Raw genomic sequence first — 16,485 nt, forward strand, 5'->3', positions numbered from 1 at the left:
CCCCTGTAGCAAAGACAGGCGGCAATCTCAACGCATGCGTTTGGCAAGCGCAATACTCGTGCCGAAAAGGCAGAGAAGGCCGAGCGGAAGAAACAGGCGAATTCCCAGCACGGCAAACTGATAGACCGCGCTGGCTCCGGTAAAGACGAATTGGAGCACCCATGTGGGGGATCCAAAAGAGGCGTGCCACGCGGAGTAGAAGACCCGGTAGTCCATGGCGAAGAGAAAGGCCGTCATCAAGATGGTCCCGGCGGCAAGTGCACCGAAGAATGCTGCAAAGCGTGTCTTCAGGGATCGTCGATGCGCAAGGAAACGGCCCAAGGGCAACATGAACGGCCAGGCCAGCAAACCGCCCGCAAAATAAAGCATTGCGAGATCGCGGACATGTGCCGTCTCCATCCCATTTCTGAGATAGAGCGCGGCCATTGCCGATGCCAGCATCTGGGTGCCCCAGAGAATGGCGCCCACGAAAAGGTCGGGGAGGGGCGGGCGAGCCGCCCGGAGGCGCTCGGAAATCAAGGGCGGCCTGCTTTCATCACGACTTGGATTGACCTTCGGCGGCATTTCGCAGAGCGCTGATCGCTGTCTTGTAGGCCTCGAGCGAACCGCCTTTGAAAATCGCCGAACCGGCCACGAGAACATTGCCGCCAGCCTTGCCGATGATCGGTGCGGTTTCAACCGTCACTCCACCGTCCACTTCAAGGTCGATCGGTCTGTCACCGATCAGTGAGCGCGCTGCGGCGATCTTGTCCGCCATCGCAGGGATAAACTTCTGCCCGCCGAAACCGGGGTTCACCGACATGATGAGGATCAGGTCGATGTCGTCGAGCACGTTCTCGATCGCCGAAAGCGGCGTTGCTGGATTAATGGTAACGCCGACCTTCTTGCCCAGCCCGCGCACCGTCTGAAGCGAGCGGTGTAGATGTGGCCCGGCTTCAGCATGGACGGTAATGCGATCGCAGCCGGCTTTCGCGAAGGCCTCAAGGTACGGGTCGACCGGCGCAATCATCAGATGGCAATCGAACACTGCATCCGTATAAGAACGCAGCGACTTGATGACGTCAGGGCCGAAGGAAATGTTCGGCACGAAGTGACCGTCCATGACGTCGAGGTGAATCCAATCGGCTCCGGCGGCCGTTACGTCGCGCACTTCCTGGCCGAGTTTAGCAAAATCGGCAGCAAGGACGGATGGCGCGATGCGAATGGGCGTAGTCATTGAAGTCTCTCCGTAGAACGCATGCCGCAGGGTCAGATCTATTCGATCGGGGTGCTTGGCGGCACGAACGAACCGGCATGCCACTGCAGCATGCGGTAGGGATTGTCGGCCAGTTCATGGCCGGCGTTGAAGGCAATTTTTCCGATGACCGTCTCAAAGGAGCTGCCGCCGATGTGCTGCGCGATGGGCCTGTCGTCCGCGCCGGCATCCTGGGCTGCCTTCGTGGCGATTTCCACCGCCGCATAGGCAGGCAGCACATAGCCCTCCGGCTCGACGCCACTCGCGCGAAACGCGTCGACCACCGGCTTCGCTTCCGGGCGCGCGGCATAATCAGGCAGAACAACGGCGAGAACGCCATCCGCGAGTGCAAGCGGCTGGTCGGCAGCGCGCATGGCGTCGCCACCAAGAATATCGAGGTGAACTTTTTCCGCCGCGGCATCGCGTGCGATGATGGCAGCGTCGCTACGATCTCCGCCGACAAAGACTTTTGTTGCCCCGGCTTTCTTCAGTCGTCGCACGAGAGCGACCTGCTGCTCCTGGCCTGGTCGATAGGTGTCGGTGAAGACCGGCTTGAGGCCTTTTTCCTCGAGTGCGTTGCGGATCGTTTCCGTAAGCTCCCGACCATGGATGGTGCCATCCTCGATCAGCGCGATCGGCGAGGCTGCCCACTCGCTCACGATCGCCTCGATGATCTTTTCCGCTTCGGCGCCATCGGCTGGCGCCATCCGGTAGAGCGGCCAGCCATTCTTCAGGGCATCTTCCATGAGAATGCGTGAACGCACGGAGACCGTGATCGCGGGGATATTTGCGTCCTTGAGCTTCGGCAGCGCGCCTTCGAGCGTTTCGCTGCAGAGAAACCCGACTGCCACCTGGACCTTGGCATTGATCAGTGCGTCGGCGATTGCCGCGCCGCTGTTTTCCTCGCAAGTCTCTCCGACCGTGACAATCGTGTTACCGTCCTGCTGGACCTTGGCAGTCGCGCCGGCAATGATCTGCGCGCCGATTGGCGCGAGGTTGCCACTCTGTGGCGCTACGACACCGACTATCAGACCCGCGGCATGACATTCTGCGGCCGCAAGGAGCAGCATCGGCAGAAGTGCTAGGCCACGCAAAGTATTCATAAAAGCTGCAGGTCCCTGTCGTTTGTCCTGCTCTTTTATCCGTCCGACATCGATCGTCAAAGAAAAACGCACAATCGGGAAGCTTTTCGCCTGGCTTTTGTAGAAAAGGTAACCGATCACCTTCATATTACAGGAAACAGCAAGCCGGTGACGCCGGATGGAGAATGCCTTTGTTGAATAAACAACCGATCGATCCGCGCCTCTACCGAGATGCGATGAGCCGCTTTGGAGGCCATGTGCAGCTCGTGACGACGGCAATCGGCGAGGAGCGCCGCGGCGTGACGATCACCGCCGCTTGCTCCGTTTCTGATGACCCTGCAACCGTTCTTGTGTGCCTGAACAACAGCAATCCTAAGAACGACATCTTCTTCCGGAGCGGCATCTTCGCCCTGAACACGTTGGGCGCGCATCATCAGGCGCTTGCCGATGCCTTTTCCGGCCGCACCCAGCTCAGCAACGACGAACGTTTCGCGACGGGCCGGTTCGACAAGCTCGTCACCGGTGCACCCATTCTTCACGACGCCCTTGCCTCCTTCGATTGCCGCGTGAGCGAAATCAAGGAAATGTCGACGCACCATATCATTTTCGGTGAGGTCGTGGCGGTCCGCTACAACGAGGCCAAGCCCGCGCTTCTCTATATGAACCGCGACTATCACACGCTATAACTTCCTGAAAAAGGGAGAAGACATGTCGGATCAAGCGCATCTGCCGCTGCCGTCGTCGATCGACGAGACGATCGCGATGCTGGGCGATCAGGACTATCTGGCGGGGCGGGCACTTGGCACGGTGCTTTTTCTCGCCCTGAAGATGAGGCGTCCTCTCTTCCTGGAGGGTGAGGCCGGTGTCGGGAAGACGGAGATCGCCAAGGTCCTATCAAAAGCCCTGGGGCGGCCGTTGATCCGCCTGCAATGCTACGAAGGCTTGGACATTGCCTCGGCCGTCTACGAATGGAATTACCCGGCGCAGATGCTGGAAATCCGCCTCGCCGAGGCGTCCGGGCTTACCGACCGGGACAGGATCGAGTCGGACATCTTCTCCGAACGCTACCTGATCCGCCGGCCGGTGCTTCAGGCTCTATCGAGCCTGGATGGCCGGTCACCAGTCTTCCTTATCGACGAGCTAGACCGTACCGACGAGGCATTCGAGGCCTTCCTTTTGGAGGTTCTTTCCGACTTTCAGGTAACGATTCCCGAGCTCGGCACGATCCGGGCCGCCCAGCCGCCGATCGTCATCATCACCACGAACCGGACGCGCGAGGTCCACGACGCGCTAAAGCGGCGCTGCCTCTACCACTGGGTCGATTATCCCGATGCCGCGCAGGAGCTGGAAATCATTCGACGCAAGGTGCCGGGCTGCAATGCCGCCCTGTCCACACAGATCGTCGCCTATGTGCAGAAGCTTCGGACACTGGATCTTTTCAAGAACCCGGGCGTTGCCGAGACGATCGATTGGGCGACAGCGCTGACGGAACTCGACCGGCTGGCGCTCGATCCGGAAACCATCTCCGACACGATCGGAACACTGCTGAAATACCAGGACGACATTGCGCGCATTCAAAGCAGCGACGGCGCAAAGGTGCTGGCAGATGTCAAGAGCGAGCTGCAGGCGGCAGGATAACGCATGGATCCGAGAAGCGGACAGGATGGGATCTCCGTTCCACCGCCTCCGGTCGGCCACGGTCGATTTGCAGACAATATCGTCTTCTTTGCAAGAGCATTGCGGAAGGCCGGCATGAAGATCGGGCCGGCGGCGATCGTCGACGCGATCGAGGCGGTCGAGGCAATCGGCATGGGGTCGCGGGAGGAATTTCACGCCGCACTCTCGTCCGTCTTCGTCAAGCGGCATGAAGACAAGGCGGTCTTCGACGAGGCCTTTCGGCTTTTCTGGCAGTCGCGAGATCTCGTCGCAAAGATGATCGCGATGATGTCACCACGCGTGCCGGACACGCGCGACAAGGAAAAGGCGAGGCCCGGTGAAAGCCGCGCCGCCGACGCCTTGCTCGGCGAACGAAGGGACAATAGGCGGCCGCGTGATGAGCCCGACATCGAGATAGACGCACGCTTCACCATGTCGGGCAGCGAGGTCTTCCGGCGGATGGACTTCGCCCAAATGTCAGCGATGGAGATTGCCGCCGCCAAGAAGGCGCTCACGAAACTGCAGTTGCCTCTGGACAAGGTGCGCACTCGGCGCTTTCGGCCGTCGCACGTTCATTCGCATGTCGACCCGCGCGGGACGATGCGGGCGGCATTGCGCGGCGGGGCCGATCTCATTCTTCCGCGATACCGTGAAATCCGGGAGGTCCAGCCGCCCTTGGTCGTTCTCGCCGATATTTCCGGCTCCATGAGCCAGTACACGCGCATCTTTCTGCATTTTCTGCATGTGCTGACGGAGAAGCGTCGACGGGTGCATACCTTCCTCTTCGGGACGCGCCTCACGAACGTCACCCGCCAAATGCGACACAAGGACCCTGACGAGGCGATGGATGAATGCGCTACGGCCGTAAAGGATTGGTCGGGAGGAACGCGGATCGGTGAAACGTTAAAGGAATTCAATCGCCTGTGGGCCCGGCGCGTGCTGGGGCAGGGCGCGGTGGTGCTGCTTATCACCGATGGCCTGGAACGCGAGGGAACGGAGCTGCTCGCAGCCGAGATGGACCGCCTGCACCGCTCCTGCCGGCGACTGATCTGGCTCAATCCGTTGCTGCGCTTCGATGGCTTCGAGCCGCGAGCACGTGGTGTGCGCGCAATGCTGCCGCATGTTGACGAATTCAGACCGGTTCACAATCTATCATCCTTGAGCGACCTCGTGGAAGCACTCGGCGCGACTAGGTCGACCACGTACGACCCGCGCCGGTACCTCGAAACATTGAAAGGCATCGCATGACAGGGACATCTTTTGACCTTGATCCGCTGATGACGGCAGAAGGCTGGCGGAAAGGCGGGCGAGACGTGGCTGTTGCCACGGTGATCGAGACGTGGGGATCGGCGCCACGACCGGCGGGGAGCCATCTGGTGATCGACCGAGACGGCAATTTCGAAGGTTCCGTGTCAGGAGGCTGCGTCGAAGGTGCCGTCATTGCCGAGGCCCTGGACGTGATCGCCGACGGCAAGGCGAAGATGCTCGAGTTTGGCGTCGCGGATGAAACCGCGTGGCGGGTCGGCCTTTCCTGTGGTGGCCGCATTCGCGTCTATGTCGAAAGGCTCGATTGATGGATGCCGCAAATCTTGCGCGTCTCAATGGCGCCCGACGCGCTCGCCGGGCCGCGATACTGCTGACTGATCTTGAGAACGGCAACGATAGCGTCGTCCTAGAGGGAGATTCCGTGAAGCCTTGGTTGGTGCCTGCCGTTGAAGCTGCGTTCCGCTCGGGCAGATCGACGTCGATCGAGGTCGATGGGTACCGCTATTTTCTGAACGCGCATCTGCCGCCGGCCCATATCGTGATCATCGGCGCCGTCCACATCAGCCAAATTCTGGCACAGATGGCCTCTCTTGCCGGCTTCGATGTTCGGATCATCGATCCGCGCACGGCTTTCGCTACACCCGAACGATTCCTCGGCATCGATCTGACGGCGGATTGGCCAGTGGACGTACTCAAGGATCGTCCGCTGGATGCCTATACGGCGCTGGTCGCGGTTACGCATGACCCGAAGATCGACGATTTCCCGATTGCCGAGGCGTTGCGGATCGGTTGTTTCTACGTCGGTGCGCTCGGTAGCCGCAAAACGCATGCAACGCGCCTGGAGAGGTTGCGTACCGATGGTGTGGACGAAGCCGCGCTTGCCAGGATCAGTGCACCGATCGGGCTCAATATCGGTGCGGCGAGCCCGGCAGAAATCGCGGTCGCCATTCTCGCGGAAATCGTACAGACGTTGCGAACCCGCGACATTTCACCGGCTGGTGACAGGAAATGAAGTTTGGGTCTTTTTCGATCGATGATGCCGACGGTGTGGTCCTCGGGCATGCGGTGAAGCTTGCAGACGGCAGCTTGCCCAAAGGGCACAGGATCGCCACCGCTGACATCGACAGGCTCCGCCGCGAGGGTATAGAACATGTCATTGCGGCGCGCATCGAGCCGGGGGACGTCGGTGAGGACGACGCGGCGGGACGACTTGCGAGGGCTGTCACTCCCGACCACCTGCGCTTCTCGGAGGCGTCCACAGGGCGCGTAAACGTGTATTCGACGGTCGACGGGCTGTTCGTCGCAAGCCGAAGTGCCGTCGATCGTCTGAACAGGATCGATCCCGGCATAACGCTCGCCTGCCTCAACGACCATTTGCCTGTCCGGAACGGCGACATGGTCGCAACATTCAAGATCATTCCGCTCGCTGTCTCAGGCGGGAAACTCAATGCCGCATGCGAAGTGCTGCGGGCGACGTCGGCATTCGAGGTGAAACCCTTTGCCGGCAGATCTGTCTCATTGATTGCGACGGAGCTGCCGTCGCTGAAGCCGGCGGTGATGGACAAGACGGCGCGTGTGCTTTCCCGCCGGCTCATCGCATCCGGCAGTCATCTCGTTAGAGAGGTGCGGGTTGCTCATCGTGTGGAGCCGGTTGCAGAGGCACTCCGAGACGCATCGGGTGCGCCCGACAAAGCACCGAAGCTGATCATTCTTTTCGGCGCGTCTGCCGTGATCGATGCGAAGGACGTGATTCCCGAGGCGATTCGACAGGCTGGAGGCGAGGTAGTGCAGGTCGGCATGCCTGTCGATCCCGGTAACTTGCTCGTTCTCGGCCGCATCGGCGATATCCCGGTGATTGGGGCGCCGGGATGCGCGCGCAGCCCGAAAGAGAATGGTTTCGACTGGGTGCTCGATCGGATCCTGGCGGGTGAAGAGCCAAGTGCACTCGACATCAGCGGCATGGGTGTCGGAGGTCTTCTGATGGAAATCCAGGCACGGCCAAGCCTTCGTGAACAGGAGGCGCGATTGGTCCCCGCGGATAACGTCGTGGCCATCGTTCTTGCCGCCGGCAAGGCCAGCCGAATGGGCGAGGGCCGGCCACACAAGCTGCTCGCGGAGTTTGACGGTGTGCCGCTTGTCAGGCGATCGGTGAGGACGGCGATCGGCAGTCGGGCGTCGTCAGTCATCGTCGTGACGGGACATCGCAAAAACGACATCGAAGCGGCGCTGTCCGGGCTGAATGCGATGACAGTTCACAATCCGGACTACGCCTCTGGCATGGCCTCGTCGCTCGCGACAGGATTTTCCGTCGAGCAAGCGCGGGACGCGGATGGAGCTTTAGTCATGTTGGCCGACATGCCGGGCGTTTCTAGCAGCGATCTCGATAAGCTGATCCTGGCGTTCCGACGATCGCATGGCCAGTCGATCATCCGTGCCGTGTCGCACGGTAAGCGCGGCAATCCTGTGATTATACCGAAATCGCTGTACGATGAGGTCTTGCGGCTGGAGGGTGACGTCGGTGCGCGGCACATCATTGAGACATCGGGCGTGCCTGTGGCCGACATCGAAATCGGTGATGCTGCGCATCTGGATGTGGATACGCCGGAGGCCGTCATCGCGGCGGGCGGAGTTTTGAAGGGCTAAGGGATGGATGCGGCGGCGATCGAAGAAATGTTTCAGGGGCTTGGCCCCGTCACGATCAAACGGATGTTCGGTGGCAAGGGCATCTACCATATGGGGCGGATTGTTGCGGTCGAGGTGCGCGGCGAGATGCTGCTGAAAGCCGACGAGCAGAGCGCGGCCGAATTCGCTGCAGCCGGGGCGACGCAATGGGCCTACGAAGGCAAGAAGGGAAGTCCGGTGAAGATGCCATACTGGTCGATCCCGGACGATGCCTATGACGACCCCGACCTCATGGCGCGATGGGTGCGGCTTGCCTATGAGGCAGCGCTCCGGGCGGAGTGAAACCCTAGAGGAGTTCGTCGGCTTTCAGCCTGTCCATGGCGGCGGCCGCGAACGCGGAGAGCGGTTGCGGGAGGTCGGAGCGGCTGAACCAGCCGAAGTCCGAGAGCTTTTCCGGCTCAGTGAGCTTCGGTTCGCCGTCGAACTCGGACGCAATATAGAGCAAGGAGACCCAGTGCTGTTCATCCGCCTTGCTAATGACTTCTGCTGGGCCAAGGAGACTGACGCGGCCGATCGATAGGCCGGTTTCTTCTTCCGCTTCACGTCGCGCCGCCTGCTCGGCCGGCTCCATATGATCGACCTTGCCGCCCACAATGCTCCAGTGGTCGGCCTCGGGCGCGCGGATACGTTTGTAAAGGAGGATTTTGCGATCACGCAAAATCACTAGACCAACGCCAACGCCCGGAAAATCGATGCCCGGCGTGCCCATGATTCGTTAGATCTTGGCGTTGGCCGTGATCAGCATGAAGGCTGGAATCTCATCGCCAAAACCGACAGGCGTCGGGCCGTCGTCGTGGTCCCGGTAGCGGCGGCGGTCGCGATTGTCATCGTTTGCCGGATAAGGACGAGCGGCGCGCGTGCTGTGCTGCGGCTTGTGTTGTTCTGCTTTGCGCTCTTGCTTCACGCTTTCGACCTTTGCTGGTGCTGCTGTTTCCATCGTCTCGACGTCATTATCTGCGACGGCGATATCAGATTTATGACCTCCACGGCCCTTGCTGCGACTGCGGTCCTTGTCTCGACCCTTGCGGCGGGAACGATCGTCCTCGCGGCCGGGCTCAGGAGGCGGCAAGGCGGAAAGGTTGCCGTTCAACCACTCGACTTTCTCGCCGATCAGCTTTTCGATCGCGTCGGCGTGTTTCTGGTCGTGGCGGGTAACGATGGTGAATGCATCGCCGGAACGGCCCGCGCGGCCGGTGCGGCCGATGCGATGAACATAATCCTCGGAATGGATCGGAACATCGAAGTTGAAAACGTGGCTGACGTCAGGAATGTCGAGACCGCGAGCGGCGACATCGGAAGCCACGAGAAGCTGGAGGTTGCCGTCCTTGAAGTTCTGCAGCATGGCCATGCGCGAGCGCTGGTCCATGTCGCCGTGCAGAGCGCCGGCGGAAAAGCCGTGGCGGTCCAGGGACCGGAAGAGCTCGGAAACGTCCTTCTTGCGGTTACAAAAGATAATCGCGTTCTTGAGATCGGTCTGCGCCTTGATAAGGTCGCGCAGAACGGCGCGCTTCTCGTAGTCCTTGCCGTGCGAGGCGACGAAACGCTGCGTTACGGTCTTTGCCGTCGACGCCGGCTTGGCGACTTCGACGCGTTCCGGGTTCTGCAGGAAGCGATCCGCAAGCTTCTGGATCTCAGGCGGCATGGTCGCCGAGAAGAACAGCGTCTGACGGGTAAACGGAATGAGCTTTGCGATACGCTCGATATCGGGGATGAAGCCCATGTCGAGCATGCGGTCGGCCTCGTCGATAACGAAGATTTCGACAGCGCTCATCAAAAGCTTACCGCGCTCGAAGTGATCGAGCAGGCGGCCGGGCGTGCAGATCAGAACATCGGCGCCGCGCTCAAGCTTGCGATCCTGATCTTCGAAAGACACGCCGCCGATCAGCAGCGCGACATTCAACCGGTGATTCTTGCCGTACTTTTCGAAGTTCTCCGCAACCTGCGCCGCGAGTTCGCGGGTCGGCTCGAGGATCAGCGTGCGCGGCATACGAGCGCGGGCACGGCCCTTTTCCAGCAGCGACAGCATCGGCAGAACGAAGGATGCAGTCTTGCCTGTTCCCGTTTGCGCAATCCCGCAAATATCGCGTCGCTCAAGCGCAAAAGGGATCGCACCAGCCTGGATGGGAGTTGGCGTCGTGTAGCCCGCGTCGGTCACAGCGGAAAGCACTTTTTGGCTCAAGCCAAGATCAGCAAATGTCGTCAAAGGGAAAACTGTTTCCGTTCCGGTTCGGCCGTACTCTGATTGAGTCGGCATGATTGCGTGCCGCAATGCAGCGCGACATAAGCCGAAACTGCCCTTAAGTCAAGGAATACAGGCCTTGCGGCTAGTGCACAGGTAAAGACGTGGTTAGTGCACGTAGTTACTTCATGTAACTGGCAAGCTTCAAGCCCGCATTCATGAAATAAATGGGGTCGACTGCCCGACCGTCCTGGCGGACCTCATAGTGCAGATGCGTACCGGTAGACCGGCCGGTGCTGCCTGCGAGGCCGATCACGTCATTGCGGTCGACCTTGTCGCCGACCTTCACCAGGATTTCCGACATGTGACCATAACGGGTGGAGATGCCGTTGCCGTGGTCAACCTCAACCATGTTGCCGTAGCCGCCGGTCCAGCCGGCCGCGATCACCTTGCCAGGCGCTGTCGGGCGAACCTTCTCACCGGGCGCAAAACGAAAGTCAATGCCGGAGTGCAGTGCCAGCCGCCCGAGGAACGGATCACGCCTGTTGCCGAACGAGCTGGTGATCTCCTTGCCAATGGCCGGGTTCTGGAATGGCAGCGATTCCGCCGTGCTCCGTACGATCTCCAGGCGGGTGAGGGCATCGTCAAGCTGTGATAAAGAGCTATCGAAATCATCCGCGCCTGCAGGCTCGACATACGGTCCGCCGACTGCGCTGTCATCCTGCTTCGTGCGCTCGGCCGGTACCGAAATGCGGAAACGCGTCAGGACCTTCGATATGGCATTGGCAGCACCACCCGCGTCACTCGTCAATTGCGCGATGCGATTGCGCTGCTTCTGCTCGATGTCTTTCAACGACAGCGTCACCTTGGAGAAAACGCGGTCGGCGCGATCGCCAACGGTTTCCTGTGCCGGGACATCGGCGAGCGTAGCGTTGTCGGTCGTTACGTCGGCCGGCTTGTCAGCTCCGGCAAGCTGATTTTCGATTGCCTGAACGGCACCGGAAAGCGAGGCGTGCTTGTCTTTTGCTTCGGAAGCGTAAGACTGAAGCGTCGTCGTCTCTTTGCCGCCCAGCCCTGAATTCTCTGCGCGATCAAGAAGCGAGCCGAGCTTGCCGTGGCGTGAGGTAAGCGCCAGCTGCTGCTCCATCAGTTTGTCGACCTTGTCTTCGACAACTTGCTGATCGAGCAATTGACGTGACGTAACCCGGTCGACCTGAGCGCGCAGAGCGGCGATGCGATCTTCGTAGTCATGCTGCATGCGCGCCTGCCTTGCCATTGTCGCGCCGATCAGGTCGTCGCGCAGGACGAGATAAGAGGTCGCCAGGAGATAGCCGATCGCAAAGACTCCGACGAAGCAGAAGGCAATTGCCGCCATCCACGGCCTGACAGTCAGGTGGCGGACCCGGTCACCGCTTGCCAGGATCAGTATATGCTCTTGTTTTTTCTGACCGAATACGCGGCTGTGCTGTGCATGCGTCACGGAGAATCTCCCAATTGACGGCCGATGCCTCAATTGCCGCAATTACGCATGATTATGGTTAATATTTACTTAGGTCAGCATGGCTGTCGCTATGAGATCAGGCGTTGCTCGTCGATGTCAGCGACCGATAGAAGGACGGCGTCAGGCCGGCTTCGGCCCGCGCGATGTCGTTGAAGGGAGGCTTTAACGGACCGCGGAAATTGGCGCGTACCAGTTCGTGGAATGTTCGTGCCGGATCTCGCCTTTCGCGCGCGCAGAGAAAACGGAACCATTTGGCGCCAATCGCGACGTGACCCTTCTCATCGTTGTAAATGACATCGAGTACGGCTGCGCTCTCCAGATCGCCGGTTTCGCGCATCTTGGCCTGTAGCGACGGAGTGACGTCCAGCCCGCGGGCCTCGAGGATGAGCGGGACAACGGCGAGGCGCGCCGTCAGGTCATTTCTTGTGGAGTGCGCCGCCTGCCACAGGCCGTCGTGGGCGGGCAGGTCACCATAGTCTGCATCGAGGTCTCCCAGGCGGGCGCGCACCATGCGGAAATGTTTTGCTTCCTCGAAGGCAACCTGCATCCAACCGTCGAAGAAAGAGTTCGGCACCGGCTGGGTGGCGAATCGCGCAACGATATCTAGCGCCAGATCGACAGCGTTGAGTTCGATATGGGCAATAGCATGCAGCAGCGCGATGCGGCCCTTGACCGTATGCAAGGAACGCTTTTCGACCTGCGTTGGCGGTATCAGATCTGGCTTGTGCGGACGGCCCGGTCTGTCCGGCAACGGCGCGTCGAGGGGCGAACGCAGAGACAGCTTGCGATCAAACCAACGCGTGGCAGTCTCCTGAGCAAGCGTCGTCTTCTCATTGAGATCGGTCGCGCGGATAGCGTCGATCGCGCCGCCGCGCAGGGATGTGATGGAGCGAGGCGTCATCGCGACAGGTTCTGAACGGCTGCAAGCACGATTTCTGCGTGGCCGGGCACCTTCACCTTCTGCCAGATCGTGCCGATCGTCCCATCCTCGCGAACTAGAAAGGTCGTTCGCTCCACGCCCATGAAATTGCGCCCATACATGGTCTTCTGTTTCCACACGCCATAGGCCTCAAGCGTCGTCTTTTCTTCATCAGACGCCAAGACAACCGTAAGGTTGTGCTTCTTGATGAATCGGTCGTGGCATTTCACGGAATCGGGAGACATGCCGATGACGCCAGCGCCAGCTTTTTCGAACTCATCCGCAAGTGCTGTGAAGGCGAGCGATTCCGCCGTGCATCCCGTCGTGTCGTCCTTGGGATAGAAGAAAAGCACCAGCGGTTTTCCACGGAAATCACGAAGCGAAATGCGCCCTCCGCCATCACGCGGGAGATCAAAGTCAGGCGCCGTCGTACCGATGCTGATATCCGTCATGGAGAGACCTTTCTTTTGCCGGGTTTATGGATAACAGGTGATTTGCCAGATATATATTGGACGAACAATCGTCCAGCCAGTCTGGTCCAGACCACAAATTAGGGAGTTAGGCGAGACGCATGTCGGCGATCCGCGGCGAGAAAATTACATTCCGCAAGAAAGATATCGTCGCACTGCATGAGCTTCCCTCGGCGCAGGCCGAAGATCCCATCATCGTCAGTTGCCCGCCGACACGTTCGCGCATGCGCAGGACGGCCGGTGTCACGGGTGGCTGCGTTGCCGTTATTCTGTTCGTGCTCGCGGCAATTATCTTCACGGTGGAAAGCGGCATGTTCGACGCGCCGCTTTCGCGACAAGCGCAGGCTGCGCTCAACTCGGCCATCGGACCGCGCTATCGGGCCGAGGTCGGCTCTACGGTCATCCGTTTCACATCGAACCTGCGCCTTGCGCTTGAGGCGCGCGACGTCAACATGATCGACGAAGAGAGTGGCCAGCACCTGTCGACGACGCATGCATTGCGCATGGCGCTCGACCCGCTGCAACTCTTTCGTGGTCGCATAGCGATCGCGCAGATCGAGGCGGAGGATATCGCGCTCGACACGGCGTTTCTGCCGTCCGGAAAACCGCTCAAGCTCGATGATGTCAGGATCGACGAAATCCCGGCCGCGATGGAAGCTGCATTTGCTCAGCTCGACATGATCGACAGTTTCGTGGAGCGCGGCGGAACGCGGTCAGTCAAGCTCTCGGGCATCGACATCAAGCTCGCCGATACCGCAAACGGTCCGCTCTCGATCGTGGTTGACAACCTGGCCCTCTCGAGGACACGCCAGGGCGCGCTGGCGCTGGATGGCGAGATCGCGATCAACGGCAGGCCGGCAACGCTCAGCGTCGTCACAGAACGGGCCAGCGGACGCACCTCGAAGTTGACGGGGCAGGTCGCGGGCGTCGATCTGGGACCGTTCACGCTCAAGCGGAACGTCGAGGGCCAGATCCGGCAAGGCATCGATGGCTCTGGTGACTTGACGATCTCGGCCGTTCGTACCGGCGATCAGGCCCCACCGGCGCTAGGCGCCTCGATCGAACTGAAGCCGGGACAGTTCTATATGGATGGCGACCAGCAGGAACTGAGCGGCGGCCGCATCAACCTCGCTTATGACTTCTCGAAGCAGACGCTGGAGATTGCCAAGTCGCGTGTTCAGTTCGGTCCAACATCCGTGCCGCTCAGCGGTGCCCTCATAGACCTGGACAAGATCGATGCCTCCGCAGGAAAGGGCTTCGGCATCGATCTGCTCGTCAGCGGCGGCACCGCAGCGCCAGTTGGATCCGGAGAGCAACCACTTGCCTTCGACATAAAGGCGACTGGTCGTTACCTCGTTGACAGCCGCGAACTGCAATTTGCGAACATGCAGGTTTCGAGCCCAGCCGGCGGCCTCTTCGGCTCGTTGCACGTCCGTTTCGGCGACGCGTCACCGGAGATCAGCTTCGCCGGTCAGTCGCAACAGTTGCAGACAACGGCGGTCAAGCAGTTGTGGCCATTCTGGATGGCGTCGAAGGGCCGCGAATGGGTTGAACGCAACCTCTTCGGGGGAACCGTCAGTGACGCGTCGATTTCCGTCTTCATTCCATCTGGACGCTTGGACGAGGCTGTCGGCAAGGGGTTAAAACTCGACGAGCACCAAATCCGCATCGCCTTCGACATCGCTGGCACGCGAATGAATGTGGCCGGCGACATCCCGCCGATCCGTGATACGAATGCGCATTTTGACTTGAGTGGTCCGCGTGCGACGATCTCCATCAAGAGCGGGACGGCGTTCTTCCCCTCGGGACGATCGGTAAACGTCGGCGAGGGAACGTTTGTCCTGCCGTCGACCTATGACAAGCCGCTCATGGCCGAACTCAATCTTCCCATTTCCGGCGCGGCCGACGCGGTCGGCGAATTGCTGACCTATAAGCCAGTACAGATACTGCAGCGCGCGGGCTTCGTGCCTGAGGACCTCAAGGGCAAGGTGTCGGCGAACGTGCAGGCGCGCCTCGGGCTGATCTCGTCGCAGAATCCTCCGCCGGCCGAATGGAAGGCTGTGCTGCAACTGCAGGATCTCGATATCGCCAAACCGATTTCGGGCCGCAAGATCACGGATCTTGGCGGGGTGCTTAACGCCGATCCGAAGCAGGTGAGCGTTGACGGAAAGGGGCTGATCGACGGCATTCCCGCCGGCATCAAGCTTGTCGAGCCGACGGACAAATCTTCGGACGTTCGGCCACAGCAGACCATTACCGCCACGCTCAACAACGATCAGCGAGAAAAGGTGCTGCCCGGTCTCAACGAAATCATCGATGGCAGCATAGACATCGAGCTCAACCGCATCGATCACGACCGACAGCAGGTCTCGGTCGATCTTGGAAGGGCGCGGTTGTCTCTCCCATGGATCGGTTGGTCCAAGGGAAGCGGTATCGGCGCGACTGCTACGTTCGAGGCATCCGGGCCCGTCGACAACACGGAGTTGAAGAACTTCGTCCTCAAGGGCGACGGCTTCGGAGCAAATGGCTCGCTTGTCATTGGCAAGGGCAATCTCATGAAGGCGGATTTCGACAGTGTCAAACTGTCGTCGCTGGATGACTTTGCCGTTTCGGTGAAGCGCAGCAAGGGCGGGCTTGATGTCTCCGTATCAGGCAACAGCGCCGATGCTCGCCCGATCATCGCCAGATTGAAGTCCAGCGGTGGAGGAGGCGACACCGACAGCAGCGGTAGCGTATCGGTTCGGGCCAAGCTCGGTCGCATCATCGGCTTCAACGACGAGAAGATGCGGAATGCTGACATGCTGTACGTTTCCGCAGATGGCAGGTTACAGGCACTGAATTTTACCGGTGTCACCGACAGCGGCGAGGCGTTCGTTGCCCAGACCAAGGGCAATGGCGTTATCAATGTCACCAGCGGGGATGCGGGCTCTGTTTCGCGCTTCGCCGACCTCTATCAGCATATGATGGGTGGCTTGCTCAATCTGCAGATCCGCCTCGGCGCAGGCGACCGCTGGGATGGCTCTATCGACATTAGGCGCTTTTCTCTGGTCAACGAGCAGCGCCTGCATTCAATCGTCTCGACGCCGGTCGGTCAGGAGCAGCGGAGCCTGAATTCGGCGGTCAAGCGGAACATCGACACCTCGGCACAGCGCTTCCAACGCGGCTTCGCCCGCATTGTTTCGCAAAACGGCGTGATCGGCATTGAGAACGGCGTGGTGCGCGGTGATCAGGTCGGTGCCGTGTTCCAGGGTATAGTACGTGACCCGCGCGGCAGGATGGACATGACGGGCACCTTCATGCCTGCCTATGGCCTCAACAGGCTGTTTGCCGAATTACCCCTGATCGGTATCATCCTAGGCAACGGCACCGATCGCGGACTGATCGGCATCACGTTCAAGCTGACAGGGAAATTGGAAGCGCCCGATCTGATCGTCAATCCGCTGTCGATCATCGCCCCCGGCGTGTTCCGCAACATCTTCGAATTCCAATAGGCACG

Annotated in this window: 16 protein-coding genes; 8 read left to right on the forward strand and 8 right to left on the reverse strand. The window is 60.3% G+C overall.

The annotated features are described in order from the left end of the window. Positions 1 to 27 precede the first annotated feature (27 nt). The 3 genes from K9B32_RS02295 to K9B32_RS02305 are packed head-to-tail and all read right to left on the reverse strand — an operon-like array spanning position 28 to position 2,337. A complete protein-coding gene (locus K9B32_RS02295) occupies positions 28 to 564 on the reverse strand; it encodes a hypothetical protein (RefSeq protein ID WP_224560268.1) in 537 nt (178 codons plus the stop codon). Continuing rightward, entirely contained in the window at positions 536 to 1,216 is a 681-nt protein-coding gene (gene rpe / locus K9B32_RS02300; protein ID WP_224560269.1) for a ribulose-phosphate 3-epimerase, read from the reverse strand. The genes K9B32_RS02295 and rpe overlap by 29 nt, the downstream gene beginning before the upstream one ends. Before the next feature lie 38 nt (positions 1,217 to 1,254). Beyond that, positions 1,255 to 2,337, reverse strand: coding sequence for a branched-chain amino acid ABC transporter substrate-binding protein (locus K9B32_RS02305; RefSeq protein WP_224560270.1), 1,083 nt, complete (start codon positions 2,335 to 2,337; stop codon positions 1,255 to 1,257). 170 nt (positions 2,338 to 2,507) lie between these two features. Between K9B32_RS02305 and K9B32_RS02310 the strand changes: the two genes are divergently transcribed. Genes K9B32_RS02310 through K9B32_RS02340 form a run of 7 tightly spaced genes read left to right on the forward strand, consistent with a single transcriptional unit; the run spans position 2,508 to position 8,202 of the window. Continuing rightward, positions 2,508 to 3,002 carry a flavin reductase gene (locus K9B32_RS02310; RefSeq protein ID WP_037081966.1) on the forward strand — a complete coding sequence of 165 codons (495 nt, stop codon included), beginning with the start codon at positions 2,508 to 2,510 and terminating at the stop codon, positions 3,000 to 3,002. Between the two features lie 22 nt (positions 3,003 to 3,024). Beyond that, positions 3,025 to 3,954 carry an AAA family ATPase gene (locus K9B32_RS02315; protein WP_224560271.1) on the forward strand — a complete coding sequence of 310 codons (930 nt, stop codon included), beginning with the start codon at positions 3,025 to 3,027 and terminating at the stop codon, positions 3,952 to 3,954. A 3-nt stretch (positions 3,955 to 3,957) separates the two neighbouring features. Next, positions 3,958 to 5,220, forward strand: coding sequence for a vWA domain-containing protein (locus tag K9B32_RS02320; RefSeq protein WP_224560272.1), 1,263 nt, complete (start codon positions 3,958 to 3,960; stop codon positions 5,218 to 5,220). Then, entirely contained in the window at positions 5,217 to 5,546 is a 330-nt protein-coding gene (locus K9B32_RS02325) for an XdhC family protein (RefSeq protein ID WP_007789581.1), read from the forward strand. Before K9B32_RS02320 ends, K9B32_RS02325 begins: the two co-directional genes overlap by 4 nt. Continuing rightward, positions 5,546 to 6,250 (forward strand): XdhC family protein, encoded by a 705-nt coding sequence (locus tag K9B32_RS02330; protein ID WP_224560273.1) that lies wholly within the window; start codon positions 5,546 to 5,548, stop codon positions 6,248 to 6,250. Before K9B32_RS02325 ends, K9B32_RS02330 begins: the two co-directional genes overlap by 1 nt. Further along, the gene (locus tag K9B32_RS02335; protein ID WP_224560274.1) at positions 6,247 to 7,881 is read left to right on the forward strand and encodes an NTP transferase domain-containing protein; all 1,635 of its coding nucleotides are present in this window, start codon (positions 6,247 to 6,249) and stop codon (positions 7,879 to 7,881) included. The genes K9B32_RS02330 and K9B32_RS02335 overlap by 4 nt, the downstream gene beginning before the upstream one ends. Positions 7,882 to 7,884: 3 nt before the next feature. Then, positions 7,885 to 8,202, forward strand: coding sequence for a TfoX/Sxy family protein (locus tag K9B32_RS02340; RefSeq protein WP_224560275.1), 318 nt, complete (start codon positions 7,885 to 7,887; stop codon positions 8,200 to 8,202). 4 nt (positions 8,203 to 8,206) lie between these two features. Here K9B32_RS02340 and K9B32_RS02345 read toward each other — a convergent pair whose 3' ends face one another. The 5 genes from K9B32_RS02345 to K9B32_RS02365 all read right to left on the reverse strand — a co-directional run bounded on the left by K9B32_RS02345 (position 8,207) and on the right by K9B32_RS02365 (position 12,971). Continuing rightward, complete coding sequence (locus K9B32_RS02345) at positions 8,207 to 8,629, reverse strand: NUDIX domain-containing protein (RefSeq protein ID WP_224560276.1); 423 nt, start codon at positions 8,627 to 8,629, stop codon at positions 8,207 to 8,209. Between the two features lie 6 nt (positions 8,630 to 8,635). Further along, positions 8,636 to 10,174 carry a DEAD/DEAH box helicase gene (locus K9B32_RS02350; RefSeq protein WP_224560277.1) on the reverse strand — a complete coding sequence of 513 codons (1,539 nt, stop codon included), beginning with the start codon at positions 10,172 to 10,174 and terminating at the stop codon, positions 8,636 to 8,638. A 106-nt stretch (positions 10,175 to 10,280) separates the two neighbouring features. Further along, positions 10,281 to 11,579 (reverse strand): M23 family metallopeptidase, encoded by a 1,299-nt coding sequence (locus K9B32_RS02355; protein WP_224560278.1) that lies wholly within the window; start codon positions 11,577 to 11,579, stop codon positions 10,281 to 10,283. A 97-nt stretch (positions 11,580 to 11,676) separates the two neighbouring features. Next, positions 11,677 to 12,501, reverse strand: coding sequence for a ferritin-like domain-containing protein (locus K9B32_RS02360; protein WP_224560279.1), 825 nt, complete (start codon positions 12,499 to 12,501; stop codon positions 11,677 to 11,679). Further along, entirely contained in the window at positions 12,498 to 12,971 is a 474-nt protein-coding gene (locus K9B32_RS02365) for a peroxiredoxin (protein ID WP_224560280.1), read from the reverse strand. Before K9B32_RS02365 ends, K9B32_RS02360 begins: the two co-directional genes overlap by 4 nt. A 119-nt stretch (positions 12,972 to 13,090) precedes the next feature. Between K9B32_RS02365 and K9B32_RS02370 the strand changes: the two genes are divergently transcribed. After that, positions 13,091 to 16,480, forward strand: a complete 3,390-nt coding sequence (locus K9B32_RS02370; protein WP_224560281.1) for a DUF3971 domain-containing protein — start codon at positions 13,091 to 13,093, stop codon at positions 16,478 to 16,480. The last annotated feature ends 5 nt before the right edge of the window (positions 16,481 to 16,485 follow it).

It is taken from the genome of Rhizobium sp. 3T7, from assembly GCF_020166565.1.
Classification (GTDB): Bacteria; Pseudomonadota; Alphaproteobacteria; order Rhizobiales; family Rhizobiaceae; genus Rhizobium.

Coding starts and splice junctions, on each gene's coding strand:
- K9B32_RS02370 (WP_224560281.1), top strand. CDS start 13,091: ATGTCGGCGATCCGCGGCGAGAAAATTACATTCCGCAAGAAAGATATC.
- K9B32_RS02315 (WP_224560271.1), top strand. CDS start 3,025: ATGTCGGATCAAGCGCATCTGCCGCTGCCGTCGTCGATCGACGAGACG.
- K9B32_RS02335 (WP_224560274.1), top strand. CDS start 6,247: ATGAAGTTTGGGTCTTTTTCGATCGATGATGCCGACGGTGTGGTCCTC.
- K9B32_RS02345 (WP_224560276.1), bottom strand. CDS start 8,629: ATGGGCACGCCGGGCATCGATTTTCCGGGCGTTGGCGTTGGTCTAGTG.
- K9B32_RS02340 (WP_224560275.1), top strand. CDS start 7,885: ATGGATGCGGCGGCGATCGAAGAAATGTTTCAGGGGCTTGGCCCCGTC.
- K9B32_RS02325 (WP_007789581.1), top strand. CDS start 5,217: ATGACAGGGACATCTTTTGACCTTGATCCGCTGATGACGGCAGAAGGC.
- K9B32_RS02350 (WP_224560277.1), bottom strand. CDS start 10,174: ATGCCGACTCAATCAGAGTACGGCCGAACCGGAACGGAAACAGTTTTC.
- K9B32_RS02365 (WP_224560280.1), bottom strand. CDS start 12,971: ATGACGGATATCAGCATCGGTACGACGGCGCCTGACTTTGATCTCCCG.
- K9B32_RS02360 (WP_224560279.1), bottom strand. CDS start 12,501: ATGACGCCTCGCTCCATCACATCCCTGCGCGGCGGCGCGATCGACGCT.
- K9B32_RS02295 (WP_224560268.1), bottom strand. CDS start 564: ATGCCGCCGAAGGTCAATCCAAGTCGTGATGAAAGCAGGCCGCCCTTG.
- K9B32_RS02330 (WP_224560273.1), top strand. CDS start 5,546: ATGGATGCCGCAAATCTTGCGCGTCTCAATGGCGCCCGACGCGCTCGC.
- K9B32_RS02305 (WP_224560270.1), bottom strand. CDS start 2,337: ATGAATACTTTGCGTGGCCTAGCACTTCTGCCGATGCTGCTCCTTGCG.
- K9B32_RS02320 (WP_224560272.1), top strand. CDS start 3,958: ATGGATCCGAGAAGCGGACAGGATGGGATCTCCGTTCCACCGCCTCCG.
- rpe (WP_224560269.1), bottom strand. CDS start 1,216: ATGACTACGCCCATTCGCATCGCGCCATCCGTCCTTGCTGCCGATTTT.